Consider the following 15075-nt stretch of genomic DNA (forward strand, 5'->3'; position numbering starts at 1 on the left):
AAAAGCGGGTGTTTCAAACAAGAAACACCCGCTTTTCGTTGAATAGATAATAACATCAGCCCACCTGGCTCGTTATCGTATATTTTTCGATAATCGGAACGATCTCCAATAGATCATTGATTACATAATCAGGATTTGCTGATGTGAGCTGAGCCACAGTATGTGCGCCCGTTGTGATACCGATACTCAAACCACAGCCTGCTTGCTGCCCCTCTTGTATATCGATAATAGAATCGCCAATTTTTACGACAGCACCTGGATCAGCAATTTCAAATTGCTGCATCGCTCGTTCAATCATATCTGGATAGGGTCTGTTTCGAGGCACATCAGATGCTGTAATTAATGCATCTACATCCTTCCCTACTTGCCAGTTAAGCTTTTTTAAAAGCGACTCGGCCGTTTTTCGGTCATATCCCGTATTAAGTACACGTAAGATATCACGGTCTTTCAAGACAGCAAAAAGCTGCTCTGCATTCGCATTAGGGTAAATTTCTTCCATTTCATAAGCATGTTCCAGCTCCGCTAAAAACAAAGTAAACATGCGCTGGGCTAATTCATCATCAACAAGTTTCAAGGTATTTTTAAGTACTGTTTTGATCGCTTGCAACTTTTCCTTACCCGCGCCATGCGCCAATACTTCCGTTAAAGTAAGTTCATACCCCCCTACTGTATTTATCGCATTTCTAAGCGTCTTATAGACTATATTATTTTCGTTCACTGTCGTACCTGCCATGTCAAATACGACCATCTTGATTGCTTCTTTCATTTTACTAAACCTAAAAGTTTAGCAAAGATAAAAAATTGTTAAATAAGACTAAACAATTCCATATTAATTTAATGCTATCTTTTAGTTAAGAAACCTGATTTAACGAATCACAAAATAGTAGGTCCAAGCGATCAGCAAGATTTGAAAAGGAATGCGAAACCACAGATAGTTTGGACCAGGTCCATCGAAAGTAGCCGTCTCATAATTCAGATGTTTCAAGTTTGCACGAATATTTGTGGGCAATATCAACAGAAAAAAAACGAACAAAAGTATCCCGGTCATGCGGCTTACCTGCGGAACAAATAACCCAATAGCTGCAAGGGCTTCCAACAATCCGGTAGCATAAATCATTTCCTTTTTAAATGGAATAAATTCCGGTAACATAAGCGTCATTCCTTTCGTATACAATACATGCCCCAATGAGGTAAACAGCAACATAACAGCCAATGCTATTTTGCCAGAAAGACAATAATCTACTGTGCCCTTTAGCAACAGCGCACCTAGATTGGAGATAACAAAGACAACGATCAATACAAAGAGTGGTTTCATGTTTTTATTTCAAAATTAGGTCTCTTTCCTTCCTTTATCAATGAACAATTGTTAATAAATTTCCTTCCGGATCCGACTTAACGACTGCGGTCTGATACCGATATAAGAAGCCAGATATTTTAAAGGAATATTCCGAATCAGTTCAGGTTGCTCCTGCATCAAATTCAGGTATCTTGTTTTTGCAGAATCTTCCAATAGCGTGAACTCACGTTTCATTTTTTTAAGGAAAATATCCTCAATTGCTTTCCGCCCAATAAAATTCCCCACTTGGGTCGTTTCGTAGATCAGGTGAAGATCCGAATAAGATATCCGCCACAGAATACAGTCGGTTATTGCCTCGAGATGATAAGATGAGGGCTGCTGCGTCAAGAAAGAATCGTAACCGCTCACAAAAGAGTTTTCGAACGCAAAGCCAAAAGTAAAATCATAATCGAGTTTCGGGATATTGAAACGTACAATTCCTTTTTCGATAAAAGATAGGTACTGCTCCGTTTTTCCAATTTCTAAAATCAGTGATTTTTTTGGAAACTCCATCTTAACAAGCTTAGCGGAAAAAAATTCCCAGTCCGTATCACTCATGACAACGAGCGAATCAAAATATTGTTTGATCTTATCCATGATTCATATTTCTTTAAGAACAAGATAAAAACTTCCGATCAAATAAATTACAATGATCATTTATTATTTAATCGATTATTTATTTTAATAAACATACCGTCTATTTTATCAAAAAATATTAACTTAAATACCGTAAACTTTAATTATGTATATTCTTAGCGAAAACAGTCCTGAAATATGGTCAGCATTTAGAAAATTGGCTTTTCGATTTTCATTTGTTTTTATTTTTTCTTTTATCCTTGTTTTCAATAATGGTACCTACCCTTTATATGGATATATCAGCATGCCGCTTACCCGTCTTATGCAAAGGTTCGTTCCATGGTTTTCCGAAAATATATTGTGCTATTCTTATGATCACAGCGTCTTCATCAACGGAAGCGGAGACACCTCCTATGCCTGGGTATCCTTATTGATCCTATTCCTCATCGCGTTAATCAGTGCCGTTATCTGGTCCATCTTGGATCGAAAAAGAACCAATTATACGTTCCTTTTGTATTGGTTAACGACAGCGATACGCTATTATGTTGCGTTTATGCTTATTAATTATGGAATGATCAAAATTTTCCATATGCAAATGCAGCCGCCCAGGTTAACACAGCTCCTGCAACCCTTGGGTGAGTATTCGCCCATGGGTCTGGCGTGGACTTATATAGGCTATTCCAAGGGCTACAACCTGCTTATTGGTCTGGTAGAAATATTGTCGGGCTTATTACTTTTCAGAAAAACGATGGTTGTGGGCGCCCTGATTACTGTTGCGACAAGTATCAATATTATGGCCGTCAATTATTTTTATGATGTCCCCGTTAAAATGGTCTCGACAGCACTTCTGCTATTTTCAATATTTCTGCTTCTTCCCTACCTAAATTCGCTGTTCACGTTTTTTATTACTGGAAGGCCTGCGCAATTACCCCCTCCTCAACAACCCTTATCCAATAGAAACTGGAAAAGAAAGAACTTATTTATTGCCAAATTAATCCTTTTGATCATATTTTCAATACAAGAGATTATGTCCTTATTTAACACCCAAAAATTGATTGCTGAATATCAAAAAAAATCCCCTTTGTATGGAATCTACCGTATTGTACAAACTCAAAAGCAGCACAAGTCAATCCCCCAAAATTGGCGGCTTATTGTTTTCGAATTTGACAGCTACAAAGTCTTAATACGCAATACGGATTATCGTCCACAAACAGAAAGCGTTGTTATCGATGCAGCCGGAAAGAAAATCACCCTAAACAATTACGAGTTTGATTATCGAATCACCCCCGACGGAAATATTCGCCTGACAAAAACCTTTGGCGACCATATGGAAGAAATTAAACTTGTGAAACAGGATCCACAAGCATTTGAATTGATGCGGCGTAAGTTCAACTGGATACAGGAATATCCTTATAGCCGCTAATAATAATCATAGAAAGCTAAATTAAACACGTCGTGCTTGGATACACCAAATTTAACGCCGGAAATATAGCAACATGCGGCGAACATGTCGAACATCTCGGTTTTTTATATCAAATGTGGAATGTCAGGAAATACACAAGTCCGCAGGTCCAAAACGAAGATCTAAGGCTTACCTTGATACATTCGAAAGGAGGTACCCATTATATTGATCAGGGGCAATATAACATGGAAGGTTATCAAATTCATCTGGTTTTTCCGGGACAGTCAAATTATTTTTATTTTCTTGAAGAAACCTCTGCTTATCAGATTAGAATTTCCTGGCAAAATTTTGAAAAACTATGTCACAACTTATCGATCAATATAAAACTCTTAAAAGATTATCCGATACTTCAGATCTCTCCAGCTAAATTTGAGACACTCCGGCATGAATTCAATAAGATCCGTATAGAACTCTGTCATTTGCAGCCGCCATTATTACTCATTGCAACACGTATTGCGACTATTTTACAGGAAATTAAGCGTTTAATAACCCGTCAAATCGATAATTTAGCAGCATACACTTATCCTCCCATGCTGATTAGTTTTCTCGAGTTGATTGAACAACATTACAAACAGCAACACCGGGTTAGCTATTATGCATCTACCCTAAATGTCACCTCAAATTATCTTTCTAAGCTAACGCGCCGACACATGCAAGTTAAGCCGCTCAAACTGATTCACGACCGCTTGATAAAGGAGGCGCAGCATCTACTGCGTTCGAGCTCCTGCCCTATCAAATCCATCATCATTGAATTAGGTTTTGAAGACTTCTCTACATTCTCTCATTTCTTCAAAAAACGGACAAATATGTCTCCATTAGCCTATCAAAAAAAAATGCAATCACTTAAAGCCTAAAATGAAAAAAAAGGCTCCTGCGTGATACACGTGGAGCCATCTCGATTCTAGGAAAAGCTTCTTATAGGCTATTTTTTCTTCAAAGTAATATTATCCAAAAAGGCTTTTTCCTTCCCTATATTGGTAAATGCAATCCTTACAATCTTTTTATTCGGGTGAATCTCCCGACCGGTAAGAAAATTTAATTCATGTTTTCCGCCTTTTTTAGTTTGATCAGTTACAAATGTCTTTAAATTCGACAATTCTCCGGTCACAACAGTGACATCATCCACATCCGCCCGAACTTGGTCACCTTTACCCCAATACATTAGTTTGAAGTCTTGTTGGGGATCCAAATAAACATATTGCTCTATTTTTTGACCCGGAGCAAGTACTACAGCTTTACTACCCTTTTCTCCACGCCCTTCTTCGATGACCGCTTCTCCTTCCCAGGGTGCAAGACCAGCTTTACCCTTAAAATCCGGATTAGGCAATTCGTTGCCATCTTTTAATGGCCAGTTATACGCCCGAATATAATCGACCTCCATATTCACTCCCCCTTCGGAACCATAAGCTCCAAGGAATACATTCAGAAAGTGATTTGGTGCGTAAATCTGATGTTTATTTGTATATTCTTTGATGAGGTCCCCATTGATGTAGTGCTTAATGCTTGTCGGTGTCCACAGTACACCGTGAGTCACCCATTGTCCCACATGCTCATAACCTTCTGCTATATGGGTAGCTAGATTACGCTGAAATACACCTTTTGAGTCAACATGGCCATGAATCACAAACTGGGCAGTGATGTACTCGAAAACGTCTATTTCAAAAAGTTGTCCCTTTGGACGGATACCTTTAATGCCATCGGCTTCCCCTCCTTCCTGTAAATAGTAGCGAATATCTGGTCCGGGTGAATCAAACCAAAAAGCGGTATTCGTTCCCTTTGGATTCCCTTGGCGGTTACGTCTTACTTTCACTTCAAAGTAGCCTCCCCTGCTGTTGTCCAGCAGATTTTCATTGGACTTCCAATCGTAAGTTTGGATGGATGAAATCTTTTGGTTGCCACCCTCCGTAAAGATCCGCTTGGGAATAGTATCATTGACAAACAGATTGATCGCTGATCCATTGAACGTATACGCAGGTTGTGACAAACGATCATGTAACATTTCATCCTTAGATTTTGCATTTAGATAGTTCAAGGACGAGAAATAATTGGTCGTCCATTTATTGCGGTTAAGTAATTGGTCATTAAACTCGTCCTGCCAATAGACTTCCATACCTAACGGTACCGCTCTTGAGCTTGGATTTTTCTGCACTTCATCCAGCTCGGCGCCATCCAACTGCCAGTTCTTGCTCGTATATGCTTTTCCTTTTGCCAACGATTTTCCCGTTGCAGATTCTACCCAGATATAATAGGTGGTTTCGGGATCCACCTGTTGAATATAATAACGTTTGTCCCCATCAGCCAATACCGCATTGGCTGTCTTCGGTTTCCTATTCGTTTTTGCCCAGAAGACTTTTGTCCCTGCCATATTCGATTGATTATCATTCAGATCCACACGGATCCAGCTTCGCGTCCCCAATAGCTGTAATGGTGCATTTGACTTTGTCTCTTGGGCCGATAGCCCTAGCGCTGACATTACCTGAATACCTGCAAGAAATAAATATTTTTTCACAATTTTCTTATTTTATTAGTCGAACAAGTTCTAGTCAATCTACTTATGAACAGACTACAACCTTACGATAATAACGAGAATTATCAGCATTGGCAACTCCGATCAAAACGCAACCGTTTGTTCAATATGGCGATTCCCAAAAATTGTTGGTCAATTAGGATTTATTCACCTTTTCGGCAGTTAAAACAGTTAAAGTATGTATGTTACTTTAAGCGATTTGATAATACAGTCAATACTGTATTATTTATTTTTAATACGGTATGGATAGTGTAGATAATTTTGATAAATCAGCAGATCCTGCCCAGCATTTGTCAAGAAAAAAGCCGCCTGGAAAATCCAAAACGGCTTGATATATAGCGTAAAAAAGTTTCTACTCAGTTTTTATTCGTGCAAGACTAAAATCGCTTTAACTGATCTATTCAGCACTTCATTAACCGTACTGCTAGCAAATAAACGGTAAATCATATTATGGTTGCGCTTAACCAGACAGAGAATATCGGTCTGGTTATTCTCAACAAAATCAACGATCGCATGCGATGGACGTGTATCGTCTTCATCCACATAATTAAAATTGATATCTACATTAGGAAGCAACTGACGCATTTTTTTCTCACCATTGCGCACTAGCTTTTCGTCCAATTCTCTTTCTGAGACGTGTAGAATTTCCAACTTCTTAGGGTCGGACAGTTTTAAAATACGATTAAGCGCTTTGACGTCACGTACAGACAACTTTGTTGTTTTATAATCCGTTGCCAATGTAATGACTGGAATAGCTGACAAATTACTTTCAGGGGGTACAATCAAGGTTGGAATACGCAATTTTGTCACGGCCATACTCGCATTACTACCGACAATTTCCTTAATGCCTGTAGCCCCGGTGATACCCATCACCAAAAAAGAAACATCTGTATATTCAACATACTTTGTCACTACATTACGCAGATAACCTACTTCAACAACAGTTCTCACTTTGAGGTCATTGTATTTATTTTCCTGAACCACCTGATCAGTCCATTCTTGCAAAGCAGCACGTTTTCTAGCGTAATAATCTTCTATAAAGATCGCGTTATAAGTACTGTTGTTGATCCCTTCTGTAGGGTGTATGGCATGCACAACAGCCACTTCCATATTTAAACGAGAAGCCAAAGACAAAGCATAACGCAAAGCATGACTTGCATTGATTGAAAAATCGGAGGCAACAAGAATTTGTTTCATATTTTAAGTTTTTAATATTAACCTGCCAATAGCCATGTGTAAAAAGTCACTGGATGACAAATACATTTAGATAACAATCAACTAAATAAAAAGATGGAAGAATACAAATAGTAATAATGCCAAGCCAATCGACACTGGTAAAGTAAGTACCCATGCAATACCAATACTTTTGAGTGTTCCTTTATTCAGATTGCTCTTTCCGCCCGAAGCAACCATTGAACCGGCAATACCACTTGAAAGCACATGCGTTGTACTAACAGGCAAACCCAATACAGTACTGATACCGATTGTCGAAGCTGCGACAATCTCACTAGATGCACCTTGAGCATAACTTAAATGTTCATTGCCAATTTTCTCACCAATCGTTACGACAATACGTTTCCAACCAATCATTGTTCCTAAACCCAGCGCTACCGAAATCGTTAAAACCACCCAGATCGGTGCAAAATCCGTAAGATGTTTCAGTTCGCCCAACTTACGTTTGAGCTCCAATCGATTTTCAGTATTGATATCGATCTGTTTATTGCTCTCCAATGTAGCGATGGATTTGACTAAACCTTCAACCTCTTTTCTGAATTTAAAAGTCCCGGCTTTGTCCGTTACACTTTTATCCATCAAATGTAGCTTGACTTGCTCAATCTCCTGTTGGACTTGCACAAACATCTTTCCCTGAGCAACATTACCAGAAGCAATTGTCTGTAACAAGATTTCCGTTTGATCGAGCGTTTTAATGACAGCCGCGTCTGGTACGGAATGGTTTATCGCAAAACGGGCAGGCAGAAAGGCAATTAAGATCAACATAAACAGCCCTACTCCTTTTTGTCCATCATTACTACCATGAAAAAAACTGACCAATGTACAGGTCAATATAAGAATCCCTCGTACTAAAAATGGAGGTCGATCATCTTCCCCTTGTGGGATGTGAAAAAGTGGTTTATAACGGACGACATGCTTCAAAAAGAGCATCAATAACACAGCTAGACCAAAACCAATCAAAGGTGATAGAATCAAAGAAAGACCAATCTCCTCGGCCTTATGCCAATTTACACCACTTCCGCCATAATACCAGGTGAAACCAATACCGGCCCCGATAAGGGCACCAATCAAGGTGTGTGAACTCGAACAGGGAATGCCAAAATACCAAGTCCCCAAATTCCAGATAATGGCAGCCAATAATACAGAAAGGACCAGACAAGCACCCACGGAAACCGGTAATGCCATTAAAGTATCCAGCGGTACTAATTTAAGTATTCCCATAGCCACTGCGATACCGCCTGCAAAAACACCTAGAAAATTCCAAAAACCAGACCAAGGAATGGCTACAATTGGTTTAAGTGCTTTGGTATAAATTACCGTTGCAACAGCATTCGCGGTATCATGAAAACCATTGACAAATTCAAAGGCCACAACGGCAAATAAACAAAGGGCGAAAACAATAAGAAGTCCAGTACTAAGGTCGGTCTCCCCTAAGAGAGGAATCATGTTGCAGAAAATTTGCATATTATTTTTTCATAAGATTTATGATTGTCCTTACTGAATTTTTCTTACCTGCTGGTTTTTCCTTAAGGAAAACTACCGCAAGAACAATCGCTTCATTCAGATCAAAAATAATTTTCACATATTAACTTTTGATGAAGGAAATATTACCTTATACAGCAAGAAAGAAAAACTTAAAATACTGTTAACGACATCTATTTATAAAATGACAGCAAATACGATCGTATCAAAGTCCAATTTTCCAATATTATTGGATTAAAAAAATATTATTGCAATCAAAGAGCATTAACAATAAATATAAATTATTATATTCAACTCATATACCAAAAAGTCCTATATTATGAATTCAGACCCATTTGAAACAAACTTTGAAACAAACAATGATTTAAAATTTATCTTAAAAAACCTGTACAGACGACCAAGCTGGTTTTTTAAATTCACACAAGAAAACTATTATGGCCGATACGCCTGGTATCTGCTTTATCTTGCAGCACTAGGGAGCCAATTAGGAAAAATAGCTAGCATGAAAACCAGTATAGTAAGCTGGTCAGGCCTATTTTTTCAGGTCATGGTTTTGGGTTCAGGATTAACGATCCTTTTTTACATTATAAGTGCCTATATTTTTTCGGCTACAAGTAAATTGTTTAAAGGAGAAGCTACGGCGGGAGATATCCTCCGTGTTATGTCTTATTCTTCACCGCCAGCCATAATTCCCTTAATTTTCTATTTAATTGGGGCCGCTCTTTACGGACTACCTTTCTTTACAAATTCATTTTGGCTTGCCGATGCCGATCTCGCTCAGACCATCTTCAAATATTGCGTAACAGTTGTAAATGCGCTCGCCGGTATCAACATTATGATCTTCCTCGTACTCGGGATTTCGGTTGTTAACAATTTTAGTCTATTGAAAGCGATTTTAACGATAGTTTCCCCAATGCTAATCCTAATGGCTATTATTTTCCTGCTGATATTATTATAATAAAAATCGCCAAACTAGTAAACCTAAATTAATTCACAGCGAAAATAGACCTATTTACCGATTCAGAACTACAGTCCACCGAAAAACATAAACTATCTAAAATTCAACTCCGTACATTAGACAAAATAAATTTAACACCAGATTAATTATGCCTAAAGCCTATCCATTAGACTGTTCTTCGATGTACTCTTCTCCCTTACAGCGTACTATATTGAATGCGCTAACTTTCCTCATCGCCATTTATTGCGTGCTCTTTGCTCAACATGCAGAAGCCCAATCTTTAAACTGGTCGACAAAAGACATTGTATTTAAAAGTGAGGGCATCACCCTCGCGGGCACTATGCTTGAGCCTCGCCATGCCCATGCAGCTATTGTCCTCGTGCATGGTTCTGGACAAGAAAAAAGGATGATAGAGTTTGCCTCATATCTAGCCAAAAACGGGATTTCAGTATTTACATATGATAAACGCGGGGTGGGAAAGTCTGAAGGAACTTATGCAGGACCTGAGGTCGGTACAAATAATATCGATTCTGCCAATCTGAATCTACTCGCCAAAGATGCACAAGCAGCTGTGAAAACATTCCGTCAGCAACTAGGAAATACGACTATTCCAGTTGGACTTTTGGGATTCAGCCAAGCGGGCTGGATCATTCCTTTAGCAACAAACAAAAACCCATTGATCGATTTTTTTGTCCTGTATAGTGGTGCAGTTATCCCTGCACGTGAACAACTCCGCTTCCAGTTCTTTACAAATGGGAAAAAAGACTTTTGGGATAAACATACAGAAGCCGAAGCCCGCCAGCATGTGGCGAATGATCCCGACCGCTATCAATTTGCAAATACAGATCCACTGACATCACTCAAAACGATTTCAGCACCAGGGCTCTGGCTTTTTGGATCCAAAGACATCCAAATACCTGTAGGTTTATCCATCGAACATCTCAATGCACTGAAAGCACAAGGAAAACCTTTCGATTATTGCCTGTTTCCGTCATTAGATCACAATACGAGCCTTTCGGCATCCAGTGAACCAAGTACTATTGTATTAAAATGGATAACAAACAACTTGCAACAAAAAAGTAAAGATCATAATAAATAGATCAAGAAAGTATTGAATTAGCGTTCAATGTAAAAAGCCCCAGCGACTACGTTGGGGCCAAATTTATTATCAATCTTTTAAGACGATAAAGGACATCAATCGGCTCGAACTATTTTCCCTTTATTCAAAGCTCGATTGGAGTAAATAATGTACAAGGTACCTATAATGGTCGGCATAATCCATACCATCGTTGATCCAAGCTGAATCCCCGCAACTAAAAATGCGGTGACCGATGCAATCAATGCCCCCACCATACGTCCTAGGTGACTGATAAGCCAAGCATTTTTCTTTTCTTTGAAACTTTTGAACAACTGAAAATCCCGAACACTCATAAAGGCGCCAAAACCACCAAAAAAGACATATAACACCGAATTAGCCACCTGCTGTACCAGTCCTATTGAACCAAGACATAACATTCCTGCCGATACAAGCAACATCGTCGCCGAAATGAGTTTATCTTTCCAATCTGCTTGTTGTTTAATCTTACTGCGTAAAGTCAACGCGCGATTACCAGCCAGAATAAGGTAAATCGTAAAAATTCCAATTAAAAATAGAAACGTATTCTCATGTCTCGGCATCCTTGCAATCAAAAGCGAAATTAAGGACTGATTACCATAGCATAGGAAAATATAATCCCCGTTTTCTTATGCCCCGTTCCACCTTTCTTTACAGCTACGCTCATCAGCCCTGTAACTAAACCTATTCCACCAAAAAATGCGTGAATGTAGATCAATGTCTTAATTGTTTCTTCCATAGTTCTTTTTCAATAATTGTTTATAGCTAATAATGGTATTGAAGCAAAAAGGCTAGTGGTGATGCCATGTTTAAAATAGATAGACAAGAAACAGCGCTATGATACCGTTTGCGACAATAGCCCAAATGTAAAAAATACTCTTTTAATTATCTATATATTTAAATAAAAATCACTCTTTTTCCTCACGCACGAGAAAATCATAAGAATACCAGAATTTAAGGTGCCCATAGGAATTGAGACCTCCTAGGCTATAGCTAATGGGATAATCAAAGCTATCCTGTTGTAGTTCAAGTTCATTTTTATAATCAACAACAAGTTTCTTAATTGCTTCGAGACCACTAGCGCGTCTTATAAAACTTGATTGACGTCCACCACGCAGGTAGACCAGCACATCAGAACCATTTAGCACGGTTTCGTCCGTTTTAGTCAAGGGCTGACTGTATAATAACTTTTCCAGGACGTTTTTAAGATCACCGCGAGGAAAATCACTTTCTCCCATCATAATGGAGTGGGTACCATAGTTGACGGAAGAAACATAATAAGGATTCAATCCTGTCTTTTTTAACTTCCCAAGTTCCTTATTAAAAGCCTTTGCATAATCTTCCAGGTCTATATGGAGACTAAATGTAATATGTTCTCGACGCAATAGCAGGCTATTAGCTCTTTTTATTGTGGTGGAATCGTGGTGACGAACCAATTTCAGTACACTATCAACGTCGGGGCTATTATTAAGATGGTAACGTATCGCCCTATAATCGAAAAATGCACCCACGGACGATTGCTCCAAAACAGCAGGCTCACCCTTGCTTTTCTTAGCAAAAGCACGCACCGCATCAAAGCCAGGAATAACACGAATACTGGATAAAGTTGGCTGGGTAGATGAAATTGCAGTTTTGAAAGGTTTATAGTAGTTACGAAGGGAGCTTAGTTTCAGTTCCGGTGTGGTATCTTTTAATCCCCAAACTGTTCCTAGATAGAAGTTCTTGTCTGTCGTACCATCAACGTAGATCTGACTAACAGAAAATCCTACGGAGCGTCCTACAAACTGATATCTTTTGGCCGTTGCTCCACCATCGATCGCTGTAGCATCAAAATCAGCATCTTCTTTGTCGCAGCTGGACAAAAAACAAATACTTAGCAACAACAGGAAAAGATATTTCATAATTTAAAAAATTAATCGTCACCTTTGGTGAAGCACTTCAATCTCATCTACCCGTCGGACAATGGCCTTTAGATTCTTCTCAAATATATACAAAATTCCTAATCCAACATACATAAAAACAAGAATAACAACACGATACAATGCTAAGGGAACATAATTGGCTATCCATTCCGAAGAAACCAACCCCATAATCAAAACCATAACGGGAATCGTTAAACCAAGATAATTCCGATAAACACAGTATTTGCTGCCCATGGGGCGATGCCGCAGTAAGTATACCGGAATATAAAGAATCAGTGTACCGACCATCCCTAATTTCAGGCCTGTCCAGAAAGCATCTGCCGTGAGTGGCACAAAATAGTAGAACAACGTAAAATATACGATATAAATTGCACTATGCCAATGCTTGGCGAATTGTAAAAAATCAACAGGAAATTTATTGATCTGTTTTCGTTGCAGATTCAATTCATAACTATGTGCAATAACGGCAAAACCCTCCGCTCCGAAACTAGCATAAGCAAAATCGATTGCCCGATTGAAACAAAGATCTGTATCTGAAGACATCAATTCTTCGACTTTACAGGCAAAGTGATCTAGAATTTCAAGCTGAACATCAACATAAGGATATCCTTTGGATCGGATAAAACCTATTAGAATACGTAATTCATCTTTGGTCAATTTTTTTTCTATCATGATATAATTGGCTTAGAGTTTAAGATGATCTGCAATTTCTCTACAAACGTCAACGCATCTTTCATTTTGCTTACCTGAGCTTTCTTCCCTTTCTCTGTTAAGGAGTAATACTTTCTTGCTCTTCCATCGACAACTTCTATTGCTGTATCCAGGAGCCCATCTGCTTCTAAATTATGCAATGCAGGATAGAGCGCCCCCTCTGTCAGAATAAACTCCCCTGCAGTCAGGTGTCTCACCTGTTGTGTGATTTCATAACCATACATTCTGTTCGTTTCCGACAAAAGTTTCAGAATAATTGTGTGCAACGTGCCTTTTAATAACTTCGTATCTTTCATTCGTTCCCAGTAAATAATGAATTAAATATACCTAATTTTCTTATATATACAAAAAAAAATAAAAAACTACTATAGAGCAAGTTGCGTTTCAATTTCTTGCAGTATCATTGGAGGTACCTTCGCTTGTCCATCGATAACATCTATTCGTCCAATGGAGAGTTCCAACCGCTCTTGTGTGTCGCAATTGCATTGCCTTTTGACCGGATTGCCTATGCCTTACCTATAGCCTGTTTTTGGGTTTGACCTAGCTAATACTGACGAATCTCCTAGTATTTACCTAGTGAACTAGGTAAATACTAGGTCCCAGCTAGGTGTTTACTAAGAACAAGGCCGAACAAAGGCAAAGGCAGGAGCGAATAAAGGTATAAGCAGGCAGGAAGCGAAAAAGCCGCTAGAGCTAGGAACTCTAAACGGCTTTGCACTAACAATTATATATAGAATAATATGACTATCCTGCTTTCAAGAGATCAATAATTACACGATCTCTATTTTCATTCAATGAGGAATAAAACTGATTTAAATCAACCAATATGATTGGCATCCCCCTATTTTCGGGCTTGTACAAGACATTATCGACCAAGTCCCGACAGAAAACCAACGATTCATTATCCGTGAATACTTCTCTAGACCTTTTGAGGAAACTATCGAAAAAACGTCTCGGATTATTGATAATTTTAAGATGTTCTTGAGTCGGAAAAACTGTACTGGAGAGATCTAATCCTCTTGAAAATATTACGTCCCTCAGCTCCGCGTGGCCAAAATTGACTAAAGGTGTCTTTAATGGTTTTGCTCTTTTTAGAACGAAAAAATTAATTGAGTACAGATCTTCCGTAAAAGGAATACCATAAAACCATGAAGAATTGATCTTTCCTTTAAAAACCACATGAACGAAAGCAGTCCCATCGAAGGTTGTTTTGTCAAATGTATTATAAAGAAACGATGACTTTTCAATTTTTAGATTTCCAATGACAGCTTTGGAGAAATCATTTACTTCGAATGTACATGCTGTCCAAACCCCAGATTCTTGAAAAACAACGGACTGAAAGTTACAGTCTACAAAGGTACAGCGGATAAACTTGCAGTCACGAAACATCGAGTTCATGAAATTTTTACCCTTTATCGTACAGTCGATGAATGAACAATTTTTTAAAACTTTGTGATTGAATTCAAAACTTTCAATCTCACTTTGCTGAAATATTTTATTAGTCAGTGCCATGCTAAAAATGATTAATAGGCTAAAATTTCATAAGTAGTTGCATTGCAAATGGATATTTAACGGTCAAAATCTCCATTTATACCATCATGACAACGGGAAGGACAAAACGTCCTAAAGAAATTGTGACTTTTTTTCTTTTTTTTTATCCTAGCCTTAAAAACAGCGTTAACAGGTAAAATCCCTAAATGATCTTTTACCGTAAATCAGCGATCGTTTTATTACATGAGCGCAGTCCTCTTCCT

Annotated in this window: 16 protein-coding genes; 4 read left to right on the forward strand and 12 right to left on the reverse strand. The window is 38.5% G+C overall.

Annotated elements, in window-relative coordinates; genetic code table 11:
• Positions 1 to 55: 55 nt before the first annotated feature.
• The 3 genes from B3C94_RS20115 to B3C94_RS20125 form a co-directional block, all read right to left on the reverse strand.
• Entirely contained in the window at positions 56 to 766 is a 711-nt protein-coding gene (locus B3C94_RS20115; RefSeq protein WP_293907052.1) for an HAD family hydrolase, read from the reverse strand.
• Positions 767 to 865: 99 nt separating this feature from the next.
• On the reverse strand, positions 866 to 1315 hold the full coding sequence (locus tag B3C94_RS20120; RefSeq protein ID WP_293907054.1) for a DoxX family protein: 450 nt from the start codon (positions 1313 to 1315) through the stop codon (positions 866 to 868).
• 51 nt (positions 1316 to 1366) lie between these two features.
• Positions 1367 to 1933, reverse strand: a complete 567-nt coding sequence (locus B3C94_RS20125) for a Crp/Fnr family transcriptional regulator (protein ID WP_293907056.1) — start codon at positions 1931 to 1933, stop codon at positions 1367 to 1369.
• 145 nt (positions 1934 to 2078) lie between these two features.
• On the opposite strand from B3C94_RS20125, the gene B3C94_RS20130 reads away from it, so the two are divergent.
• Together B3C94_RS20130 and B3C94_RS20135 are read left to right on the forward strand one after the other, a co-directional pair.
• Positions 2079 to 3335 carry a hypothetical protein gene (locus tag B3C94_RS20130; protein WP_293907058.1) on the forward strand — a complete coding sequence of 419 codons (1257 nt, stop codon included), beginning with the start codon at positions 2079 to 2081 and terminating at the stop codon, positions 3333 to 3335.
• A gap of 32 nt (positions 3336 to 3367) precedes the next feature.
• Positions 3368 to 4228 (forward strand): helix-turn-helix domain-containing protein, encoded by an 861-nt coding sequence (locus tag B3C94_RS20135; protein WP_293907060.1) that lies wholly within the window; start codon positions 3368 to 3370, stop codon positions 4226 to 4228.
• A gap of 68 nt (positions 4229 to 4296) precedes the next feature.
• On the opposite strand, the gene B3C94_RS20140 is transcribed toward B3C94_RS20135, so the two are convergent.
• The 3 genes from B3C94_RS20140 to B3C94_RS20150 all read right to left on the reverse strand — a co-directional run bounded on the left by B3C94_RS20140 (position 4297) and on the right by B3C94_RS20150 (position 8580).
• Positions 4297 to 5883, reverse strand: a complete 1587-nt coding sequence (locus B3C94_RS20140; RefSeq protein WP_293907062.1) for a glycoside hydrolase family 16 protein — start codon at positions 5881 to 5883, stop codon at positions 4297 to 4299.
• Between the two features lie 381 nt (positions 5884 to 6264).
• Positions 6265 to 7098, reverse strand: a complete 834-nt coding sequence (locus B3C94_RS20145; RefSeq protein WP_293907064.1) for a universal stress protein — start codon at positions 7096 to 7098, stop codon at positions 6265 to 6267.
• An 81-nt stretch (positions 7099 to 7179) separates the two neighbouring features.
• Complete coding sequence (locus B3C94_RS20150; RefSeq protein WP_293907065.1) at positions 7180 to 8580, reverse strand: inorganic phosphate transporter; 1401 nt, start codon at positions 8578 to 8580, stop codon at positions 7180 to 7182.
• A gap of 355 nt (positions 8581 to 8935) precedes the next feature.
• Here B3C94_RS20150 and B3C94_RS20155 point away from each other — a divergent pair, with 355 nt between their 5' ends.
• Both B3C94_RS20155 and B3C94_RS20160 read left to right on the forward strand, forming a co-directional pair.
• Entirely contained in the window at positions 8936 to 9574 is a 639-nt protein-coding gene (locus tag B3C94_RS20155) for a YIP1 family protein (RefSeq protein ID WP_293907067.1), read from the forward strand.
• A gap of 148 nt (positions 9575 to 9722) precedes the next feature.
• Positions 9723 to 10673 carry an alpha/beta hydrolase family protein gene (locus B3C94_RS20160; protein WP_293907069.1) on the forward strand — a complete coding sequence of 317 codons (951 nt, stop codon included), beginning with the start codon at positions 9723 to 9725 and terminating at the stop codon, positions 10671 to 10673.
• Positions 10674 to 10768: 95 nt separating this feature from the next.
• Here the strand turns inward: B3C94_RS20160 and B3C94_RS20165 are convergent, their stop codons facing one another.
• The 6 genes from B3C94_RS20165 to B3C94_RS20190 all read right to left on the reverse strand — a co-directional run bounded on the left by B3C94_RS20165 (position 10769) and on the right by B3C94_RS20190 (position 14833).
• Positions 10769 to 11251: a hypothetical protein gene (locus B3C94_RS20165; protein ID WP_293907071.1), complete on the reverse strand. Its 483-nt coding sequence runs from the start codon at positions 11249 to 11251 to the stop codon at positions 10769 to 10771.
• A gap of 20 nt (positions 11252 to 11271) precedes the next feature.
• Positions 11272 to 11427 (reverse strand): hypothetical protein, encoded by a 156-nt coding sequence (locus tag B3C94_RS20170; protein ID WP_293907073.1) that lies wholly within the window; start codon positions 11425 to 11427, stop codon positions 11272 to 11274.
• Between the two features lie 169 nt (positions 11428 to 11596).
• Positions 11597 to 12589: a hypothetical protein gene (locus B3C94_RS20175; protein ID WP_293907075.1), complete on the reverse strand. Its 993-nt coding sequence runs from the start codon at positions 12587 to 12589 to the stop codon at positions 11597 to 11599.
• An 18-nt stretch (positions 12590 to 12607) separates the two neighbouring features.
• Positions 12608 to 13282 (reverse strand): hypothetical protein, encoded by a 675-nt coding sequence (locus B3C94_RS20180; protein ID WP_293907077.1) that lies wholly within the window; start codon positions 13280 to 13282, stop codon positions 12608 to 12610.
• Entirely contained in the window at positions 13279 to 13617 is a 339-nt protein-coding gene (locus B3C94_RS20185) for a PadR family transcriptional regulator (protein WP_293907079.1), read from the reverse strand. Before B3C94_RS20185 ends, B3C94_RS20180 begins: the two co-directional genes overlap by 4 nt.
• 448 nt (positions 13618 to 14065) lie before the next feature.
• Complete coding sequence (locus B3C94_RS20190; protein WP_293907081.1) at positions 14066 to 14833, reverse strand: pentapeptide repeat-containing protein; 768 nt, start codon at positions 14831 to 14833, stop codon at positions 14066 to 14068.
• Between the last annotated feature and the right edge of the window lie 242 nt (positions 14834 to 15075).

The organism is Sphingobacterium sp. UBA5670 (assembly GCF_002420705.1).
Classification (GTDB): domain Bacteria; phylum Bacteroidota; class Bacteroidia; order Sphingobacteriales; family Sphingobacteriaceae; genus Sphingobacterium.